At 61.1% G+C, this 19942-nt stretch carries 22 protein-coding genes; 7 read left to right on the top strand and 15 right to left on the bottom strand.

What is annotated here, in order from left to right; all coding sequences use genetic code 11:
- Window positions 1-63: 63 nt before the first annotated feature.
- From ACIOWL_RS18400 to ACIOWL_RS18375, 6 genes are all read right to left on the bottom strand, one after another.
- Complete coding sequence (locus ACIOWL_RS18400; protein WP_400388483.1) at window positions 64-363, bottom strand: antibiotic biosynthesis monooxygenase family protein; 300 nt, start codon at window positions 361-363, stop codon at window positions 64-66.
- 9 nt (window positions 364-372) lie between these two features.
- On the bottom strand, window positions 373-801 hold the full coding sequence (locus ACIOWL_RS18395) for a cupin domain-containing protein (protein WP_400388481.1): 429 nt from the start codon (window positions 799-801) through the stop codon (window positions 373-375).
- A 78-nt stretch (window positions 802-879) separates the two neighbouring features.
- A complete protein-coding gene (locus ACIOWL_RS18390; RefSeq protein ID WP_400388478.1) occupies window positions 880-2271 on the bottom strand; it encodes an NAD-dependent succinate-semialdehyde dehydrogenase in 1392 nt (463 codons plus the stop codon).
- Window positions 2272-2295: 24 nt separating this feature from the next.
- The gene (locus ACIOWL_RS18385) at window positions 2296-3360 is read right to left on the bottom strand and encodes an isocitrate/isopropylmalate dehydrogenase family protein (RefSeq protein ID WP_400388475.1); all 1065 of its coding nucleotides are present in this window, start codon (window positions 3358-3360) and stop codon (window positions 2296-2298) included.
- A gap of 59 nt (window positions 3361-3419) precedes the next feature.
- Window positions 3420-4778, bottom strand: a complete 1359-nt coding sequence (locus tag ACIOWL_RS18380) for a 2-hydroxycarboxylate transporter family protein (RefSeq protein ID WP_400388472.1) — start codon at window positions 4776-4778, stop codon at window positions 3420-3422.
- Between the two features lie 22 nt (window positions 4779-4800).
- Complete coding sequence (locus ACIOWL_RS18375; RefSeq protein ID WP_400388469.1) at window positions 4801-5667, bottom strand: amidohydrolase family protein; 867 nt, start codon at window positions 5665-5667, stop codon at window positions 4801-4803.
- Window positions 5668-5830: 163 nt separating this feature from the next.
- Between ACIOWL_RS18375 and ACIOWL_RS18370 the strand changes: the two genes are divergently transcribed.
- Window positions 5831-6730 carry a GntR family transcriptional regulator gene (locus ACIOWL_RS18370; RefSeq protein ID WP_400388467.1) on the top strand — a complete coding sequence of 300 codons (900 nt, stop codon included), beginning with the start codon at window positions 5831-5833 and terminating at the stop codon, window positions 6728-6730.
- Window positions 6731-6845: 115 nt separating this feature from the next.
- Here the strand turns inward: ACIOWL_RS18370 and ACIOWL_RS18365 are convergent, their stop codons facing one another.
- Genes ACIOWL_RS18365 through ACIOWL_RS18355 form a run of 3 tightly spaced genes read right to left on the bottom strand, consistent with a single transcriptional unit; the run spans window position 6846 to window position 9289 of the window.
- Window positions 6846-7778: a DMT family transporter gene (locus tag ACIOWL_RS18365; protein WP_400388464.1), complete on the bottom strand. Its 933-nt coding sequence runs from the start codon at window positions 7776-7778 to the stop codon at window positions 6846-6848.
- Window positions 7775-8344, bottom strand: a complete 570-nt coding sequence (locus tag ACIOWL_RS18360) for a TetR/AcrR family transcriptional regulator (protein WP_400388461.1) — start codon at window positions 8342-8344, stop codon at window positions 7775-7777. Before ACIOWL_RS18360 ends, ACIOWL_RS18365 begins: the two co-directional genes overlap by 4 nt.
- Before the next feature lie 60 nt (window positions 8345-8404).
- Complete coding sequence (locus ACIOWL_RS18355; RefSeq protein ID WP_400388459.1) at window positions 8405-9289, bottom strand: LysR family transcriptional regulator; 885 nt, start codon at window positions 9287-9289, stop codon at window positions 8405-8407.
- Window positions 9290-9407: 118 nt separating this feature from the next.
- Between ACIOWL_RS18355 and ACIOWL_RS18350 the strand changes: the two genes are divergently transcribed.
- The 3 genes from ACIOWL_RS18350 (at window position 9408) to ACIOWL_RS18340 (ending at window position 12444) form a co-directional block, all read left to right on the top strand.
- Window positions 9408-10574, top strand: coding sequence for an FAD-dependent oxidoreductase (locus ACIOWL_RS18350; protein WP_400388456.1), 1167 nt, complete (start codon window positions 9408-9410; stop codon window positions 10572-10574).
- Between the two features lie 32 nt (window positions 10575-10606).
- Window positions 10607-11836: an allantoate amidohydrolase gene (locus ACIOWL_RS18345; RefSeq protein ID WP_400388453.1), complete on the top strand. Its 1230-nt coding sequence runs from the start codon at window positions 10607-10609 to the stop codon at window positions 11834-11836.
- 110 nt (window positions 11837-11946) lie between these two features.
- Window positions 11947-12444 carry a DUF664 domain-containing protein gene (locus ACIOWL_RS18340; RefSeq protein ID WP_400388450.1) on the top strand — a complete coding sequence of 166 codons (498 nt, stop codon included), beginning with the start codon at window positions 11947-11949 and terminating at the stop codon, window positions 12442-12444.
- Here the strand turns inward: ACIOWL_RS18340 and ACIOWL_RS18335 are convergent, their stop codons facing one another.
- Complete coding sequence (locus ACIOWL_RS18335; protein ID WP_400388447.1) at window positions 12445-13767, bottom strand: MFS transporter; 1323 nt, start codon at window positions 13765-13767, stop codon at window positions 12445-12447.
- A 71-nt stretch (window positions 13768-13838) separates the two neighbouring features.
- Between ACIOWL_RS18335 and ACIOWL_RS18330 the strand changes: the two genes are divergently transcribed.
- Window positions 13839-14351 (top strand): winged helix-turn-helix transcriptional regulator, encoded by a 513-nt coding sequence (locus tag ACIOWL_RS18330; protein WP_400388445.1) that lies wholly within the window; start codon window positions 13839-13841, stop codon window positions 14349-14351.
- 32 nt (window positions 14352-14383) lie between these two features.
- Here ACIOWL_RS18330 and ACIOWL_RS18325 read toward each other — a convergent pair whose 3' ends face one another.
- Window positions 14384-15319 carry a DMT family transporter gene (locus ACIOWL_RS18325; RefSeq protein ID WP_400388443.1) on the bottom strand — a complete coding sequence of 312 codons (936 nt, stop codon included), beginning with the start codon at window positions 15317-15319 and terminating at the stop codon, window positions 14384-14386.
- A gap of 32 nt (window positions 15320-15351) precedes the next feature.
- On the opposite strand from ACIOWL_RS18325, the gene ACIOWL_RS18320 reads away from it, so the two are divergent.
- Window positions 15352-15906, top strand: coding sequence for a helix-turn-helix domain-containing protein (locus ACIOWL_RS18320; RefSeq protein WP_400388440.1), 555 nt, complete (start codon window positions 15352-15354; stop codon window positions 15904-15906).
- 158 nt (window positions 15907-16064) lie between these two features.
- Here ACIOWL_RS18320 and ACIOWL_RS18315 read toward each other — a convergent pair whose 3' ends face one another.
- Window positions 16065-16508 carry a hypothetical protein gene (locus ACIOWL_RS18315; protein WP_400388437.1) on the bottom strand — a complete coding sequence of 148 codons (444 nt, stop codon included), beginning with the start codon at window positions 16506-16508 and terminating at the stop codon, window positions 16065-16067.
- A gap of 168 nt (window positions 16509-16676) precedes the next feature.
- Window positions 16677-17108, bottom strand: a complete 432-nt coding sequence (locus tag ACIOWL_RS18310) for a hypothetical protein (RefSeq protein WP_400388434.1) — start codon at window positions 17106-17108, stop codon at window positions 16677-16679.
- Window positions 17109-17275: 167 nt separating this feature from the next.
- On the opposite strand from ACIOWL_RS18310, the gene ACIOWL_RS18305 reads away from it, so the two are divergent.
- Window positions 17276-18007: an SDR family NAD(P)-dependent oxidoreductase gene (locus ACIOWL_RS18305; protein WP_400388431.1), complete on the top strand. Its 732-nt coding sequence runs from the start codon at window positions 17276-17278 to the stop codon at window positions 18005-18007.
- A gap of 391 nt (window positions 18008-18398) precedes the next feature.
- Here the strand turns inward: ACIOWL_RS18305 and ACIOWL_RS18300 are convergent, their stop codons facing one another.
- Together ACIOWL_RS18300 and ACIOWL_RS18295 are read right to left on the bottom strand one after the other, a co-directional pair.
- Window positions 18399-19529: a tyramine oxidase subunit B gene (locus ACIOWL_RS18300; protein WP_400388428.1), complete on the bottom strand. Its 1131-nt coding sequence runs from the start codon at window positions 19527-19529 to the stop codon at window positions 18399-18401.
- A gap of 59 nt (window positions 19530-19588) precedes the next feature.
- Window positions 19589-19936, bottom strand: a complete 348-nt coding sequence (locus ACIOWL_RS18295; protein ID WP_400388426.1) for a P-II family nitrogen regulator — start codon at window positions 19934-19936, stop codon at window positions 19589-19591.
- Window positions 19937-19942 lie beyond the last annotated feature (6 nt).

The following is a 19942-nucleotide window of genomic DNA, read 5'->3' as shown; positions in this document are numbered from 1 at the left end:
AGCTAGCCCGGCACGGCTCCAATCTCACCTAGAGCCGTACCGGGCAGTTCTCCAGACCGGGCCTTAGAAGCCGGTGTAGACCTCTTGCTGGTGATGGACCTCTACCGGTCCGTCAAAGTAGGAAGAAACCAGTTCACGCCAGTGCTGGTAGTTCTCCGACTCGCGGAAGTCGACCATGTGCGCGTTGACGGAGGTCCACCCCACGCTCAGCACGTACTGCTGCGGGTTTTCAATACGCCGCGAAAGCTTGAAGCTCAATGCTCCGGGAGTTGCCTGAAAATACGGTCGTGCTTGCGCCACCGCGGCTTCAAAGTCCGCTTCGGTGCCTGGCTTGACGGTGATGATTGCGGTTTCCTGAATCATGGGTATCCCCTATTCTGCCTTTTCGGAATCGATACGGTGGGCCACGGCGCTGCCGGCCGGGGTCCGCGTGGCGTCAATGGAAGCGTAGGTCCACAAGATTTTCATCTCCTCGGCATCCGAGGCGTTCCTGAAACGGTGGATGATATTGGCCGGCACGAAAGTGGTGTCGTAGGTGTTCATAAAATATTCGCTGCCGTCGATGTCCACCCACGCGGTCCCCTCAATCACGCAGACGGACTCCACCACGTTGTGGCTATGGTGCCCGATGGCCGCTCCGGGTGCGAAGGTGGTAATTCCGTTGAGAAAGGCGGTGGATCCAAGCTCGGAGTCCACCAGTGAAACTGTGCGCGCGCCATTTCCACGATCCTTGACGGGAAGTTCCGCAGGACGCAAGATCACCGCGTCGAGCGCACTGACGCTGGTCTGGATTTTGCTCATGTTCTCTCCTACTTTCTTGATGAGGGTTAAGCTGCTACGCCGGGAACCCGTATCAGGTTCCCGGCGTGTGCAGTTTTTTTACTTGGCTGGGCCGACCCAGAGCGTTTTCATATTGGTGAATTCGCGGATGCCGTACTTGCCCAACTCGCGGCCGTATCCAGAACGCTTGATACCCCCGAATGGAAGCCGCGGGTCCGAGGCAACCATGCCGTTGATGAAGACCGCACCAGCGTCAATTTGCGAGGCAACCGCCCGGGCGGTATCCAGATCTTGCGACCAGATGGTTGCGGCCAAGCCGTATTCTGTCTGGTTGGCCAGGGCGATGGCCTGCTCGTTCGAGGACACCCGGATCACCGCGGCGACAGGGCCAAAGGTCTCTTCGTCAAATGCGGTGTGGCCGGGCTCAACATGGTCCAGCACGGTCGGCGCGTAGAAGTAGCCCTTGCCCTGGATCTTGTGCCCGCCGGTGCGTACCGTGGCCCCGGCGGCAACCGTTGCCTCGACCTGCGCATGCAACTCGTCGCGCAAGTTGGCGCGAGCCATGGGGCCAAGCTGGGTGGCAGGCTGGCGCGGATCGCCGACCACCAACGCTTCGACACGAGCTACAAAGGAGGCGACAAACTGGTCTGCAATATCTTCGTGCACGATGAAGCGTTTGGAATTTACGCAGCTCTGGCCGTTGTTGGTGAAGCGGGCCTTGACCGCGACTTCTGCGGCCTTTTCGACATCTGCATCTGCCAAAACCAGGTACGGGTCGGAACCGCCCAGCTCCAAGACCTGCTTCTTGAGCACCGCGCCTGCTTGCGAAGCAACAATCGCCCCGACTTCGGTTGACCCGGTCAGGGTCACAGCGGCAATACGTTCATCGGCAATGATTGCCGCCACCGAGCGCGAGCTGATCAGCAACGAGGCAAAAAGCCCCCGGTCGAACCCGGCCTTCTCCAAAATATCGGCCACGGCTACCGCTGATTGCGGAACGTTCGCTGCGTGCTTGAGAATGGTCGCGTTGCCGGCTGCCAGGGCCGGGGCCGCGAAACGGAAGAACTGCCAGAACGGATAGTTCCACGGCATGATCGCCAGCACGGTGCCCAGCGGTTCAAACACCACACCCGATTGGGCTGCATTGGATTCAATGTCTTCCGGCGCCAGATACTTCGGTGCGTTCTCGGCGTAGTACTCGGCCGTCACCGCGCACTTCTCCACCTCGGCCAATGCCTCGGTAATGGGTTTGCCCATTTCGTCGCTGATCAGCGCCGCGTACTCTGTTTTGCCTTCGCGCAGCACCCGGGCCACGTCCAGCAACTTGGCCGCGCGTTGGGCAACCGGTACCTGGCGCCATGCGCGCTGCGCGGCAACGGCCCGATCCAAAATGGAGTCGATTTCCTCGGCGCTGTGCCCAGCCAAGGTGGCCAGCACGTCCTCGGTCGCCGGATTGATTGCGGTAAATGTTTCTCGGGTCAGTTCTGCCATGGTGTTCCGTCCTCCTTGAATGATCTAGAGACTGTTGATTGAATCGATGAGCTTCGCGGTGAAGTCTTTGGTTCCCAGGGTTCCGCCAACATCGCGGGTGCGGCTTGCACGGTCGGAGATGACGTTTTCCACGCCGTCCTCGATGAGTTTCGCCGCGGCGATGAGCTTGGTGTTGCCATCGCGTTTGCCGCGCCAATCCAGCATCATGGCGGCGGACAGGATCAGCGACACCGGGTTGGCGATGCCCAGGCCTTCGATATCAGGTGCCGAGCCGTGCTGCGCCTGGGCCACGGCGATATCGTGGCCCTGGTTGAGCGATCCGCCCAGCCCCAGGGAACCGGAGAGCTCGGATGCCTCGTCAGAGAGGATGTCGCCAAACATGTTGGTGGTGACGATGACGTCGAAGGACTCCGGGCGGCGGATCAGCAGCGCCGCCGTGGCATCGACAATCAGTTCTTCGAGTTCAACGTCGGGGAATTCCGCGGCGACCTTGCGCACTTCACGCAGGAAGAGTCCGTCGGAGAGCTTGACCACGTTGGCCTTGTGCACCGCGGTGACCTTTTGGCGGCGCCCCTGGGCAAGTTCGAAGGCGGCCCGGGCTACCCGCGCGGAACTTTCTGCGGTGATCTTTCGAATCGAAAATGCGCTGTTCTCATCCGGCATGAATTCTCCGGAGCCGGCGTACATGTTGCGGTCGGAGTAGAAGCCTTCGGTGTTCTCCCGGACGATCACCAGGTCCATGGGGGTGCGCAGGATCGACAGGTCCTCGCGTGAACGGCAGGGGCGGATGTTCGCGAACAGTTCGAACTGGACACGGAGTTCTGCTGAAGGGTTGAATCCGCCCTCGGACTTCGGCGGGTAGATGTAGTGGGAGACCGGGCCCAGGATCACGCCATCAGATTCCGGGATCTGCTGCATGACCGCCTCGGGAAGGGTTGTCCCCTGCTTTTCAAGGGATGCCAAACCGATTTCCTTGGTGTCGAACTCGAATCCCAAATCCAGTTTTGCGTCCACGGCGTTCAGTACGTCGAGGGTTGCCTCAGTGATCTCCGGGCCGATGCCGTCACCTGGCAAGACAAGAATCTTCATGATGTTCCTTCAATTTGTTGAGGGTGTAGTTAGGTCAGTGCAAGTTCTGCGTTGGGGTCTCAGCCCAGGAGCGGTCCGACGGCAATCAGCGCCAGCACCACGGTCAGCGCGCCGCCGATGCGGGTGGCGATCTGGGCGAATGGCATCAGGCTCATGCGGTTGGCCGAGGCAAGGATGGCAAGGTCTCCCGCGCCGCCCATGCCGCTATGGGTTGCCACGACGATGGCGGTGTCGATCGGATGCAGCCGCACCCATTTGGCGCCGAGGTATCCGCCGCCGATCATGCCGAGAACGGTTAACACGCAGGTAATCAGGTTCGCCGGGGCGAAGCCCGCCACCAGGGATTCCCATGGAGTCATCACCAGCGAGAACGTGAACAGGATGGGAAAGGCCAGCGCGGTAATGGCCAGTTTGTAGATTCCGTTGGCCCCGTTGCGCAAGCGCGGAGACACCCCGTGCAGCAGGGTCAGCACAATGGCGATCCCGAGCATCACCACCGGGGCCGGCCAGTCGAGCAGGTCGTTGGCAAGTACACCGCACAGGTAGCAGAACACCGCGACCATTCCGGCGGCGGCCAAGTTCTGCACATTCAAAACGAACTTCTCTTCGGCCTGCTGGGTGATTTCCCCGTGCCCGCCAGGCTGCAGCTCCCCGTTACCGGTCAGGTGCGGCTTCCGTTTGCCCAGGTAGGACAGGACTCCGGCACCTAGTACTGCGGTGACATTGCCGATCATGATTGGCGGCAGCACCATGGCCAACGATTCGCCCTGATCCAAGCCCAACGCTGAAGAGTATCCGATGGTCAACGGAACCGCGCCCTCACCCACCCCGCCGGCCATGATCGGGGCGACAACGAAGAACAAGGTGTGCAGTGTCCCCAACCCGAGCAACGTACCGGTCACGGTACCCAGCACAATGGCGCAGACCGTTCCCACTAATAGCGGGACAAAGATCTTCGAGAACCCTTTGATCAGAGAGGTTCGGTTCATGGCCAGGATGCTGCCCACAATCACGGCGGCGATGAACAGGTTCAGGATCTTGCTGGAGGAAAAGAAATCCCCTACCGCCGCGGTCATCTCTTGCGGCAACACCCCAAGATAGTTGATAAACGACGGGAGGATCGTCACCATGATGGCCGCCCCACCGATGTGTTTGATCAGCGGGATACGCTTGCCAAGCTCACCTAAGGTGAAGGCGCCAACGGTCATGATGGCGATAACCATTGCCAGTTCCGTGTGGATGTTTCCTGTCAAACCGAAGATGGCGAGTAACGCCACGAGCCCGACGTAGACCGGGAACGGGATGATCCCGATATCGAAATCCATGAGCTTCCACCATCGTTGGCGGCCAGCTGGGATTTTCTCATTCGCCGGCGGCGGAACGGCACCGTTCTTTTCGGCTTTGTGAGTATTTGGCATTGTTTCGAGGTCCTTGAGAATTCTAGAAGCCGAAGAGCGCTGTCGGATTGTGAATCAAAAGCTTTTCCATGCGCTCTCGATCTCCAACCCATTCAGTGACTTGCTGCAGGTAGTTCGCTGCATCGAAATTGCGGAATGGCTCCACGTCATTCACGCTCCGGTTGGCGCGGTCTTTACCGCCACCGGTATATGGCCAGTCGGATCCCCACACCAGGCGGTCGGGGATGGCCTCGCTGAGTTTTCTGGTAATCCCCGCCAAGGCTGAGTGATCCACGGCAGGTTGGCAGGCGCGATACGGGCCTGAAAGCTTAACCCACACATTAGGGTTTTTCACAAGATCAAGTACCATCTGGGTGGTGTTGATAAACCCCTCCGCGCCAGCCCGAAGGCCCGCATAGTGATCCAGCAGGATCGGTACCGTCGACGCGGCCAAAACATCTTGGCATGCCGCCAGGCTCTCAGGGTCGGAATAGAGTTGAACAATCCACTCTCGGCCCGCGACTCGCTGAATTAGATTGCCCAGCGTTTCCACCAAGGGCTCATAACCGCCACGAGGGTCCGCCTGCCGATTCAGTCGAACGCCCACAACACCCGCGGCACCCAGTTCATCCAGCTCACCGTCGGAAGATTGCCCGGAAATGACGGCAATTCCGCGCGCCTTCGCGGGTCCAAGCTCACGCAACGAAGACAGCAGCACACTGTTATCCGACCCGTAGGGGCTCGGTTGAACGAGCACCACGCGCCCCGCGTTCCAGCCGGCCGCGGCATTCCCGTATTCGCCGAGCAGGGCGCGGCCGGGGGTGTAGCTGCGAGCGGGCGACAGCGGGAAAGCCGGGTTGAAGATATGCGCGTGGGCGTCCACGTTTCGCGAGTCCTTGTGATTGAGCACACCTCAACCATAACGCCAGTTTTGGTTTTTTACAACACAAATAAACCGTTAATGTGTTTTCCCAAGTCCCCCGCCTCCCGACCGATAGAATTAACCAGACACCGGTTCGCGACGTTGCCGTCCACCAAACCCGTGCCGAGACACGCAACCCGAAGGACCATGAATGACAGAGACCAAGCACTCCCAGCTCGTTGACTCAGTCCGTCGGGACATCCTGAAACTTATTCAGGAGCACAACCTGGCCCCCGGAGCACGGCTGGTGGAACGCAAACTCGGCGAGGAGCTGAAGGTTTCGCGCTCACCCATCCGCAAAGCGCTCCAAGCGCTTGAAGCCGAAGGCACGGTGGAACGCTCCCCGCAGGGCGGGATTGTTGTTTCTGAAGTTCCTGCCGAGCTGCCTCCACACCCCGGTGCGGCGGATGAAAACGAGGTCTATTACAAGCTCGCCGAAGAACGGCTCAACGGGCAGCTGCCGGACCGAATCACCGAGAATTTCCTGCTGCGCCATTATGATCTGACTCGAACCGAGCTGACCGAGCTGTTGCGCAGAATATCCAACGAAGGATGGATCGAACGGCTTCCCGGGTACGGATGGGAATTCCAGCCCATGCTGGACACCGTCACCGTCTACCAAGACAGCTACCGGTTCCGCCTGACCCTCGAACCAGCCGCGATCCTCGAACCGAGCTTTGTCGTCAATCGGGAAAAGCTCCTCAAGTGCCGGGAAGAACAGCAACGCCTTGTGGACGGCGGGATTTGGGAGGCCAGCAACGCCGAGCTGTTCGACTCGAATTCAGCCCTGCACGAGACCATCATGAATTGCTCGAACAACACCTTCTTCTCCGACGCATTGCAAAAGGTGGACAAGCTGCGCCGGCTCATCGAATACCGCAAGTCCTTGCCACGCGATCGCGCGCTTGCCCGTTGCAAGGAACACCTGGCGATCATCGACCTGCTGCTGGATGGCAAGTTGGAAACCGCATCCACCTACATGCGCGAACACCTCAGCAGCGTCAGCCTCGAGAAAACTTCTGACCAGGAAGCCGCTACCGACGCGCCCTGATTTCACACAAACCTGGTCAGATCAGGTCGGCGAAAGACCCCGCGATGGTTGCCTGGCCCACCCTGCCGCAACGGGGGCACCCCGAACCGCTGGCCCGAGCCAGGAAATAGTTTGGCTACTGAGCCGCCACCTGTTCCGGGACTCGGTTTACGCTCCGCTCCCGGCTTTCCGGCAGGAGCAACACCGCCAGGGCTGCGGCAATCAACCCCAGCCCCAGCCATCCGGCAATCCCCAGCCGTTCCCCCAGCAACCCCATGGCGAGCGCGGCGGCCACCGCGGGTTCGCTCAGAGTCACCGTGGTGGCGGTGCTGGCCTTGACCTTGGTCAGGGCCTTGCCGAAGAGCAGATAACCCAAAAACATCGGAATCAGCGCCAGGTAGGCGGCCACCGCAAGATTTTGCGCGCTGCCCAGCAGCGGCGCACCGGTGACTAAGAGCACCGGGAGCAGCAACAACCCGCCGAGCCCGAAGACCGATCCCATGGACGCCGCCCGGGGCGCTCCGGCAAACATCAGCCGGCCGCTGGCCCAGGAATACACCGCATAACTCGCACCGGCCAGCAGACCGAGCAAACAACTGGCGAGAACCGCGCGTCCCCCGCCGCCCTCCGCCCGAGCGATTCCAAGCAACGTGCTGCCGCCGATGCCCAGCGCCGCCGCGAGGTACCAGCGTCCGGTCAGCCGGGTTCCGTCGACCATCCGTTCCAACAAGCCCGCCGCTAACGGGGCCGTGCCCAAAGAGATCACGGTGCCCAGGGTGACGCCGCCTAGGCTCATGGCGGAGTAGAACGCCAGCGGGTAGCAGAATACCGCCACCCCACCGACCATAAGGATCCGGCGTTCGCGGATCAGCACCGGGCGCGCACGGCGGATGGCACGCACACCGACCAGTGCTTGCAGCAGTCCGCCGACACCCAATGAAACCGCGGCGATGGCCAGCGGGGACACCCCGGTTGCCTGGGCCGCCGCGGTGCCGGTGGTTCCCCAGAGTATCGAGGCCACCAGCAGCAACAGCACCGCGGTGTTTCGCCCCGAACGGTGGGCCCTCACAAGGCCCGCACCAGGGCGATGATCAGGGTTTTGGCTCGATGCAGCAGCTCGCTGTTTCCTTCCAGCCCGGCACGGCTGATGGAGCCTTCCAGCAGGAATGAGATCTGTTCGGCGAGCTCGGCTGCCCGACGCTCATCGGTCACCCGGGCCAGATGATCGCGCAGCAGCGCCTCGACCTGCTGCTTATGCCCGGCAACAACCGCTCGCCCCGGATCCCCTGCGGGCAGTTCCGCGGCGGCGTTAAGCAGCCCGCACCCACGGAATCCATGCTCATACCCGGCTTCGGCATGATCAAGGTAGGCATCAACAACCGCCTGCACACCGGCTTCGCCATCGCTCGAATCTCCCAAGCGTGCGCGATACAGCTCAAGCCATTGCTCATGGCGGACCTGCAGGTAGGCGACCACCAGTCCGGACTTGGATTCGAAGTTGTTGTACAGGCTCATCTTGGCGACGCCAGCCTCCGCGATGATCGCGTCAATGCCGGTCGCAGAGATGCCGTGAGCGTAAAACAGCCGAGCGGCTGCCTCTAAGAGTTTGTCGCGAGTTTCACTACGGGTAGCCACAAGACCTCCGCTAGAACAATCTGTCTAAATAGACAGATTAGTCTAGTTATACCGATCGGTCTATCCCGGGGTGACGCTCGCGCTCGCTTCACGCAGGCATTGCAAAAACACGTCCGCGGCCGGGTTCTGCGTACCGGTGCCCGCATACAGCGTGGTCCGCGGGTGCCCGGCGAGCGCCCGGTAGGTCACCTGGGGCATTTGGAATCGCGCCACCGAGGCGGGCAGGATGGATAATCCCAACCCGGCGGCGACCAAACCCAAAATGGTCTCCTGGTGGATTGCACGCTCTACGATTCGCGGCGGAGTATGCCCATCGAACAGTGAATGCACCAGCGAGTAGAACCCGCTCATGTACTTGTAGGGGAACAGGATGAAGTCCTGACCGGCCAGTTGTTCGATACTCAACTCGGCTTCGGCGGCGAGCGGATGCCCCGAGGGAAGCGCCACCATAAGCTGTTCGGTGTAAATCTCCTCCAGATCCACCCCGGGAAGCCGCACCGGGTCGCGCAGAACCCCCAGATCCAGGCGCTCCTCCAGCAGCTGTTCGATCTGCTCATCGGTGGTCAGCGGGCGCAGCGACAGCTCCACGTGCGGGCGGCGCTCGCGAAAGAGCCGGATGGCTTCCGGGATGGCCGCGTAGCTGGCCGAGCTGACAAAACCCACCGAAATTCGCCCACGCAACCCCTCGCCGACTTCCGCCAGTTCCTGGTTCACCCGTTGCAGATCCTCGAGCAGCGGAGAGATTTTTTCGCGGTACATCTGCCCTGCGGGAGTCAGGCTCACGCTCCGGGTGGTGCGAGCAAACAGCTGCACCCCCAGTTCCTGCTCTAATTTTTTGATTGCCACGGTCAGCGGCGGCTGCGACATCCGTAGCTCTTCGGCGGCTCGGCCGAAGTGCAGGTGCTCGGCGACCACAAGAAAATACTGAAGCTGGCGAAGTTCCATGCACAACATTATTACACACAGACTAAAAATACGAACATAAATAGTATTGGACGAAGTATTGATCAGCGTGGGTTACTAGATATGGAAACACAAACTTCCCGCACCACAGGAGCACATCATGACCTCGTCCACGCAGTCCCCTTCGGCCGAATACATTGTGATCGGCGCCGGCCTGACCGGTTCAGCCGCGGCGTGGAAACTAGCCCAGCGCGGGTACGAGGTGGCCCTGCTCGAACGCAAGGTTCCGGCCGCTGAGGATGCCAGCTCCCACGGCTCGGCCCGCATCTTCCGCTACGCCTACCCTGATCAGTTTTATACGGACCTGGTGGTCCAGGCGCGCGGCGCGTGGGATGAGCTGGAACTTGCCAGCGGTCAACGCCTGATCAGCCCGCATGGATCGGTTGACTACGGGGCGATCCGCAATCCCCGCCAGCTTGCCGGAAGCTTGGAAAAAGCCGGGGTGGAGCACGAGCTGCTCACCGCGGAGCAAGCCCGCGGACGTTTTTCCGGCATTGCCTTCGACACCGAGGTGCTGTGGCACCCGGGGGCCGGCGTGATTGATGCCGAACGTTCGGTCCAGGCCATGGTCGCCCAGGCCCAACTCCACGGGGCGGCGGTTGAGACGAACTGGCCGGTGGCTTCCGTTCAGGCCAGCGGCACCGGTTACAAGGTGATCGCGGCCGACGGCCGCACCTACTACGGTTCCAAGATCATTGTCGCCGCTGGAGGGTTCCTCCCAAGCCTTTTGGGCAACCTGTCGCTGCCCGCTGGTTTTGTCAGCAGTGTTCCCACCATGGATGTCTACCAGGAGAATGCCTACCACTTCCCCTACCGCGACCAGGAACCAGAGGCCCGGATGTCCTGGCCAACCTACATCCATAAGGACCCGGCGTTTAAGTCCTATGGCCTGCCCGGCGGCCGAGACGCCGGATTCCGCGGCCAGAAGGTGGCCGAGTACATGGGTGGCCGCCGCATGGACACCGCCGCGGCCCAGAACGGGCTCATCGATCCAGCCAACCGCGAACGGGTGATCGACTACGTGAAGAAGTACCTGCCGGGGTTGGAACCAACACCCTACGCGGAGACCACCTGCATCTTCACCTCCACCCCCACGGAGGACTTCATCATGGATGAAACCCAAGGGATCACCATCATGTCTCCCTGCTCCGGACACGGAGCGAAATTCGGGCCGCTACTGGGTGAGATGGCCGCAGACCTGTCCAGCGGCACCGGCACCGTCCCGGAACTGTTCCGCCTCTCCTCCCACGCCAAGGCGCTGGCCTAAACCTATCCCGCAGCAGAAAGGCCATGTCCGTCATGCCACTAGAGCTACCCACCCTCACCGTCACCGAGCTGATGGCCCAGATCTCCAGCACCGGCCAGGACCCGCTGCGCGGCGGTTACACCCGCCCGGTCTATTCCCCTGCGGAACTGGATCTGCGCGCTTGGTTCATCGAACAGGCCGAACGCCGCGGGGTGAGTGTTGAACAAGACGGCAACGGAGCCTTGTGGGCCTGGTGGGATCTGCCCTCCGGGGACCGCACCGATGCGGTGGTCACCGGCAGCCATCTGGATTCGGTGCCCGGCGGCGGTCCTTTTGACGGGCCATTGGGTGTGGCCAGCGCGCTGGTTGCTTTTGACCTGTTGCGTGAACGCCCGCTGAACCGCACCCGGGCTTTTGCCATTGTGGTATTCCCCGAAGAGGAAGGTTCACGCTTCGGTGTGGCGTGCCTCGGTTCACGGCTGCTCACCGGCGCCATTGACCCCACCAAGGCACTGAACTTGCGTGACCCGGACGGCAACACCTTTGCGGATGTTGCCGGCAAAAATGGACTGGACGTGCGACGGATCGGCCCCGACCCCCAGCTGCTCTCGCAGATCGGCGCCTTCGTCGAGCTTCACGTGGAGCAGGGCTTGGGCCTGAGCGAGCTGGATCATCCGGTGGCCGTTGGCGGGTCGATCCTGGGCCACGGCCGCTGGAAGCTGAGCATGCGCGGGCAGGGCAATCACGCCGGCACCACGCTCATGCGCGACCGGCGCGACCCCATGGTTGCCGCGGCCCGCAGCATCAGCGCGGTGCAGCAGATTGCCCGCGCCCAGGACAACGCCCGGGCCACTGTGGGACGCCTGCAACCAGTCCCCGGCGGGACCAACGTGATCGCCTCCCGGGTGGACTTCTGGCTGGATGTCCGCCATCCAGATGACGCGGTCACCGCCGTCCTGGTTCAGCAAATCCATGAGGCCGCCCAGCGTATTGCGGCGGAAGAGGGGTGCGGGTTCGAGTTCTCGCAGGAATCGCTGAGCCCCACCGTCACCTTTGATGCCAAACTATCGGCAACACTGGGCAGTGCGCTGAACAACGTTCCGGTCCTCGACACCGGCGCGGGTCACGACGCCGGGGTGTTGGCCGGGCATGTCCCCAGCGCGATGGTCTTTGTGCGCAATCCCAGCGGCATCTCCCACTCCCCCGAGGAATATGTTGAAGACGCCGACGCGGAGTTGGGCGCGCAAGCATTGGCGGATGCGCTGGCGGCCTTGCTGGTCTGAGTCTCCGGCAGTGCGCAGCCAAGGCTTATCCGAGGCCGGGAAAGGAGCCCGGCCTCAGCTAAGCCCGTCAGCCCCACATCTTTGAGCGCCCAGTCGCCTAGACTCTATATATGCTTGCCACCTCAGTCAGTGATCACATCCTGCTTCAGATGTTGAACGAAAAATTTGATGAAATCATCACGCTGATCGACCAGCTGCCCGAAGACCTTGTGAACGCCACACCGTCTTTGCCGGGCGCCAACTCGCCGGTGCAGATCCTTGTCCACTGCTGCGGCATGATGCGGCGCTGGTCATCCAGCGTGAATCTGGGGGTTCCGGTAGCCCGGGACCGTGAGGGCGAATTTACCGCGATCATGGCCAAGGCAGAGGCGCTGTCCCTGGCGGCAAGCACACACCAGGCTTTCGCCAAGGATCTGGCGAAAACCGATCTGCACAGCTCACCGGTGGCGATACCGCCGGGCCGGGAACATGAGATTTGGCTTGCAACCTGTCTGGGTGTGCTTCTGCATGTGTACGAGGAGTTCTGCCAGCACCTCGGCCAGCTGGAAATCACGCGCGACGTCCTGGTTTTTGAACAACGCACACCGGGAAACCAACTGGGCCGCTGATCAGGCGTCGATTGCCGGCGAGGTTTCCGGCTTCGCCTGATGGCTCGAATGGTGTTTTGCCATGATGGACAGGACCGCGGCAATGATGCAGGTGGCCGCCCCGGCCCACCACGCATAGGTATAGGCGCCGAACACATCGCGCACCACCCCGCCGCCAAAGGCCGCCAGGGCCGCACCAATCTGGTGGAAGGCGAAAACCCAACCGAAGACGATGGTGCTGCGCTCTCCAAAAAGGGACCGGCACAGCGCCGCGGTAGGCGGCACGGTCGCCACCCAGTCCAGCCCGTAGATCACGATGAAAACGATCATGCTCACGTGCACTTGGTCGGAGAGCAGCCACGGCAACAGCATCAAGCTGACCCCGCGGAAGGTGTAGTAGATGGCGAGCAGTTTCCGGGGGTCGAAACGGTCGGTGAACCACCCGGAGGCCACCGTCCCGAGGATGTCGAAAACACCTACGGCGGCCAAAAGGCCCGCTGCGGTGGCCGCGGGCATACCGTGGTCGTGGGCTGAAGGAATAAAGTGGATACCCACTAGGCCATTCGTGGTCGCACCGCAGACCGCAAATGATATTGCCAGCGCCCAAAACGCTTTGTGTTTTGCGGCGTAGACCAGCCCGTCGATGGCAGTTTTCATGGCACCCGTGGAACGCCGCACCGGCGGGTGATACGTGGTTGGATCAGCCCCATAGGGAAGCACACCCCGGCCTTCGGGGTAGTCGCGCAGAATCCAGGCCGCCAGGGGAATCACCGCGAGCGCTACCAGGCCAATCAGCAACGAAGCCGGTCGCCAGCCCACATCCTCTGCGAGGATGGCAACCGGTGGCAAAACCAGCAGCTGTCCCGTGGCTTGGCCGGCGGTGAGTACACCCATCACCAGCCCGCGGCGGGTGGCAAACCAGCGCTCGGCGATTGTCGCGGCCAGCACCAGCGCCATCGCCCCGGTTCCGCCTCCAATGAGCACACCCCAGAAGATCAGCAGATGCCACGAAGCGGTCATGAAGACGCTGCCCGCCGCGCCGGCGGCCACCAGGAACAAGGCAACGGAGACGACACGTCGAATACCGAACCGCTGCATTAGCGCCGCGGCGAACGGCGCGACCAGACCATACAACACCAGGTTGACGCTGACCGCCAAAGACATCAGGCTCATCGACCAACCGAACTCATGGTGCATCGGCACCATCAGCGCTCCGGGTGCTCCGCGGAATCCAGCCGCGGCAAAAAGCGCCAAAAATGTCACGAGGGCTACCCACCAGGCAGGGTGGATTCTCCTGCGTCTGGAGGCAACTACATCCACGGGAGGTGTTGGCGAAGTCGACATTTTGAAACTTTCTTTAGCGAAGTCATGAGATACTCAAGAGACTACCCGATAAACCATCCAAGGAGAAAGTGATGCCGTTACGTTCCGATTGGTCCGATGAGCTATGCCCCATACGCCGGTCCTTAGATGTACTCGGCGACCCCTGGGTGCTGGTCATCATCCGAGACGTGCTGCATGGGCGCGGCCGCTTCGATACGCTTCGAGACAATCTGCGAATCTCAGAAGCCGTGCTCAGCCGGCGGCTGCACGGCATGGTTGACGCCGGACTGTTAACTCGCGTGGACTACCGGGATGGCGGGCGCACACGCCAGGGGTATGCCGCAACACCCGCGGCGGCTGAACTGCTGCCCGTATTGCAGCAGCTGGCGCTCTGGGGAGAAAAACACACACCAACACCCGCCAACGGCGGGCACATGAGCATGATTCACCGAGAATGCGGCCAGGAAACCACCCAGGGCGAAGTCTGCAGTTCATGCGGAGAAATTCTGGTGCCGGAGCAGATGACCTGGGTTAAGCCCTGGAAAAACGCGAGCGACAACCTTGTTGCTCCGGGTACACTCGCACCACTTGCCACCGAGGCCTGAGCCGCACCGCGGCCGCTATAAGAGCGGCACACTCACCGCTCCTCGACGCTCCCCGCAGGCTGGTTCGCGAACTCATCAGCTTGCTCCACACCACGCTTCCGCGGCTTAAGCTCGCTGATCAGCGCGCCGGCAATAATAAACAAGGCGCCAAGGATGGCAATGGGAGGCAGCCGGTCACCCGCAACCCGGCCAATGATCGCCGCCCACACCGGTTCGCCGGCATAGATGATGGTGGCGCGAGTCGGAGACACCGTTTTCTGCGCCCAGTTCATGGCCAACTGGATCAGGCAACTGGCAATTCCCAACGCAACCGACGCGGCCACCCACACCCAAGAGAACGCCGGAACTTCCTCGCCGACCACCGGCATCATCAAGAACCCCAGGATCCCGGCAACCAGCAGCTGCACCACGGTCACCCTCCCCAGATGCACCTTCCCGGCGAACCATCCAATGAGGATAATCTCCGCCGCCATGGGCAGGGTGCTGATAATGGTGGCAATCTCACCCGCGCCGAAGCTGAACCCGACACTGCCCGGATCGGCCAGCAGGATCAAGCCAATGAAGGCCAAACCCACACCGATCCAGGTGAGCAGCCCAGGCCGCTTGCGGAACACCACCCACTGCAGCAACGGAACTATGGGCACATACAGCGCGGTGATAAACGCCGAAGTGCTGCTGTTGATGCTCTGTAAACCAACCGTCTGCAGACCATACCCAAGAAAGATCATTACACCGATCGACACACCGGCCACGACTTCCTTGAGCGTGAGCCCGGCAAGAACGCGAGCAAAGAGCAGCGCGCTGATGAGGCCAGCCACGATAAACCTGTTGCCCACAAAAAACCACGGACCGCTGTACTGAACGGCGGTATGGACAATAAGAAACGTCGCTCCCCACAGCGCGGTAATGAAGACGAGTACCGTTTCTTGACGAGAAAGCAGACGCCTTCGTTTCAGATTGTGCAACATAGTGCACAATCATATGGTGCATAATAGTGCACATGCAAACCGGTGGGAATCCAGAAGTGCTCACACACGTGAGTCAAAACGTGCGCCGCCTTCGACTGGCCGCAGACCTAAGCCAAGCGGCGCTCGCCGAGATCTCCGGAGTCAGCCGTCGCACCGTAATCAAACTCGAAGCCGGCGAAGCCAATATCAGCCTCACCGGCCTAGACCATCTCGCGGAAGCCTTGGGGGTCACCTTTGTAGACCTTGTTGCCGCACCTACCGCGCCACGCACCACCATTAATGAAATCACCTGGCGCGGTGAGGGTCCCCAGAGCGTCGCAACGCTCATGTCAGCCGTTCCCGCCACCAAGGAGACGCAACTGTGGAGCTGGTCCCTTGAACCCGGCGAGCGCTATCACGGCGAACCCGACCCTGAAGGCTGGTCGGAAATGATCTTTGTGTCCGAAGGTTCTCTTCGTATTGACGGTGAAAATGAATCCGTAGCGCTGCACACCGGGGAGCATTTCACCTTCCCCAGCTCACAGCACTACTCGTATACCAACCCGGGGCAGCAGATCACCAGGTTCGTTCGAGTTGTTGTCAGCTGATGTGACCAATTTTTTGATCAACCGCGGGGCGAGAACGCTTCCGGACCCGGCATCGCCATACCCCTCATATCACCCGCACCCAACCACGAATTGCGACCCTCGGCAAGACGCCTGGAAACAAGGTGATCGACTGGGCACCCGGTATTTTTTAGAAAAGCCTAGTTCCGCCCCGGCACCCAGCGGTCAATTCGGTTTTTCGCCTCTTTCAACCCCAGGCCGGTATGTTCGCGTAGCACCTTGATGGCCCTGATTGGGTTGTCCGCCGCCACGAGCTGGTCAATTTCAACGATCACGTGCGCTGGAAGTGGCGTCCCTGCCTGAGCAGAGCGTGCGGCCGCCGATTCTGCGTAGGGTTTGTTTTCCGGAGTCCAATAGTCGATGCGGTTTTTGGCCTCCCGGAGGCTCAGTGTTGGGTCCGTGGCTCGCAGTTTCTTGATGGCTTCGATTTTTTGTCCGTTGGCAACCAACTGATCAATATCGTGGATGGTTCCCGGACGCGCGTTTGGCGAATTGTGCAGGTTCCTTTCCGCTCGCGCTTGCGCAACCCGCAACACTAGAATCACGACTGCCAAAATTATCAGTGCCAAAATGATCCACTTCATAGTTCAACCCTACGAGAGATCAAGTCGGCGGCGAAAGCCTGGACACGCGGGTCTTTGCCTCGACCGCCACTGGCAACAAGGCAAGATCCTTCTCATCACCGGTAATGAGAAGGATTCGTCCGCCCGTCTTGCACCTGGGCACCGCAGGGTGCGGCGCCACTACGCAAACTACCCCAAGTATTCACCGATCTGCGGGCAGCTAGTCCGCAGCACTTCGCGGTGTTCCTCCGAAGCCAACGCCTCGGTTTCTTGAGCACTCAGCGTGGAGTCCGAGTTGGCGTCCAGCCGAGCGTCCACCACGTCATTCATCTTGCTGGCGGTGAATTCCAGGGCATCCTTAAAGTCGCCGTCGGCGCTTTCACCGGCTCCCTGGAGGAGCCAGTCCTTGAGCTTCTCGGCGCTTGCTTTTGCGCCTGCCGAATCAGAGTTTTCAACGCTGGAGATCAGTTCTTCACTGACCGCTTTGATCTCCAACTCATTGCCCTTTTCCACCAGGAAATTGCAGGCTTCCTCGGTGGTCAGCTTTCCACTGCACCCAGTAAGGGCTGCGGCCGCGAGGCCAACGATGGCGGCAATGGCCAACACTCGTGTCTTCAGCAAACTTGCTACCCCATCCCCAGGATTGGCCACGCGATCAATCGATCACCTTTCATCCACACTACGGAGTATTTATTATCAGCACAAGATGGTTTCCAGATCTAATAGAAACAGATTCCCCGGTTGCCGCTGGATGGCGAACATGAACGCTCCATCGATACACTGGTCGGATGGAAACTTCCTCTTCTGCCATAGCCGTCACCGGAGGATCCCGGGGTATCGGCGCCGCCATCGTTGAACGACTCGCCCAGGCAGGGCATTCGGTGCTCATCGGCTACCGAAAAGACAAGGATGCAGCCAGCAAACTTGCCGAAAAAATCCGCGCGTTTGGATCAGCGGCGGAGATCGCTTCCGTAGACATCACCAACGCTGATTCCTTAACCGACTTTTTCGCAGCAGGCGAAGCATTGGGCCCGCTAACCGGCGTTGTAGCCTCCGCGGGAGCCATCCAGGCCGTTGGTGCGCTCAGCGATTTAGACCCCGAAGATATTCGGCGGGACCTGGAGGTCAACCTCTTCGGTGCGGTTTTGACCGCTCGGGCGGCGATCCCGCACCTCGCCCGCACCAAGGGTGCGCTGGTGCTGGTGGGCTCCGGAGCCGCAACACTTGGCAGCCCCGGAACCTATGTCCACTACGCCGCGGCCAAGGCCGGGGTGGCTGCCCTTTCAATTGGCCTGTCCAAGGAACTTGCCGGGCTTGGAATTCGAGTCAACTGTGTTGAGCCGGGTACGGTCTGGACCGATTTCCATCAGGACCCCGAGCGCCCAGCCAAAGTCGCCGCCGCCATTCCGCTGGGCAGGGCCGGAGATCCTGCGGAAATCGCCGGAGCCGTGAACTGGCTGCTCTCCAGCGAGGCCTCCTACACCACCGGGGCGACGCTGCGTGTCGCGGGCGGGCTGTAGGGCTCACCGCCTTCGTCACGTCGCTGAACCTGCAACCCGCAGGTCCCTCGAACGGCGGCCGCACTGTGCCATTCGAGGGATCAGTGGGTTAGTCTGATGCAATGAACCCTTTAGTGCCGAGTACCTACGAAATCGTTCTGATGGTTATTAGCGCGTTGTTCGTCATCCTTGTAGCTTTTTTCTTGTGTAAAGTCATCAATACATGGCACAAGGCCAACGTTCAGAAGCTGGAGATGTACCGGAACGAACAGCGTTTCGAGGATGAAGAGACCTCCTAGGCGCTGAGCTCCTGGTGCGGTTAGCCGCTCACGTTTCTTGCGCCAGAGACATCGGAAAAGCGACCCGAACACACAGTGTTCGGGTCGCTTTTCCGCGTTAGCGCCTGACGTTGTTAGGCGAGAACCGGTGTCTCCCACAGGTTCAGCACCTGGCCGATGTTTTTCTCTTCGGCCGAGTGGTAGAGATCGGTGGCCCAGGCGACGTCTTCGATCGGCATGCCGCCAACCGAGTAGAGGATGATCTCCTCGTCGTCGCGGCGAGCCGGGATCTTGCCGGTGGCAACGTCGGCGATTTCCTCCAGCTTCGCCTCGGACAGCTTGCCCTCACGCATCAGATCGTGGAAGTGGGTGCCCGGGATACCCAGCAGCTCGTAGGCCTGGGTGTCGTACTCTTCGGCCCACGCGTCATACAGGCCGCGGGCATCCAGCACCAGGCGGGCCTCATTGATCACAAAGTCATCGTCAAAACGTGCGGCGGCCGGCAACAGGAAGAGAGTGCCTGGCTTGATGGCCGATTTCGGGAAGTACGGGAAGGCTCCGGAACCTTCGATATCCGTGCTGGTGGTTGCCATCACGATATCCGCGCCCTTGATGGCTTCTTCAATGGTATCCGCGGCAACAATGGTGGTGACCTGCGGGAAGTTCTCACGAATGTACTGCGCAAAGGTCTCCACACCGCCAGCCGAACGGCCCTTGATGGTCACGGTGTCGATGCTTGGGCGCAGGGTCAGCGTGGCGTCGATGACCGACTTGGCGATCACGCCGGGGCCGACCACGGCGGCCACCTTGGCATCCGCCTTAGCCAGGTGCTTCACACCCACACCCGGCACCGCGCCGGTGCGGTAGGCGCTGAGCAGGTTGGCGCTCATCACTGCCATCGGGGCACCGGTGTCGGTGTCGTTCAGGGTGAACAGGTGGATGGAACGCGGCAGGCCCTTGGCGCGGTTGTTGGTGTTCGAGCCGTACCACTTCACACCGGTGGTGCCGAAGCGGCCGCCCAGGTAGGCAGGCATTGCCATGAAGCGCCGGTCCGGGCCGTCGCATGGCATACCCTCGTGGACCGGCACCTGGGGGAAGGTGATCATTGCGCCGTGGGAGTTGCCGTTCTCCCCGGCCATCCGGTAATCGCCGTTGCGCAGCAGGATCAGCGCTTCTTCCATCACGTCGGTGCAACGGGCAATGTCGGTGACGCCGGCTGCGATCATGTCTTGTTCGCTGAGGTAGCGGAAGTTGATGGTAGTCATCGTTGGTACCTTTCGGAGGTTTTGGTCAAGATTGTTCGTTTGGAAAAGTTCAGTGCTGCTTAGATGGCTTCTTCGCCGGTTTCACCGGTGCGGACCCGGATGATCTGCTCGAGGCTGGTGACCCAGACCTTGCCGTCGCCGATTTCCCCCTCGGCGCCGGTCCGCGCGGAGTCAAGAATGGTGCTCAGCGCGCTGTCCACCTTGGCGTCGGGAACCAGCAGTTCCAGGCGGATCTTGGTGCGGAAGTTCACCGAGTACTGCTGGCCTCGGTAGTATTCGGTGCGCCCGCCCTGGACCCCGCGGCCTTGCACCTCGGTGGCGGTCATACCGGAGAACCCTGCTTTCTCCAGTGCGGAGCAGACGGTTTCCAACCGGATCGGTTTGATCACTGCGGTAATAAGTTTCATGTCTCT

The organism is Glutamicibacter sp. NPDC087344 (assembly GCF_044744225.1).
Taxonomy (GTDB): domain Bacteria; phylum Actinomycetota; class Actinomycetes; order Actinomycetales; family Micrococcaceae; genus Glutamicibacter.
Note: the sequence above shows the minus strand (reverse complement) of the source record. Positions and strands in the feature narration are given on the sequence as shown.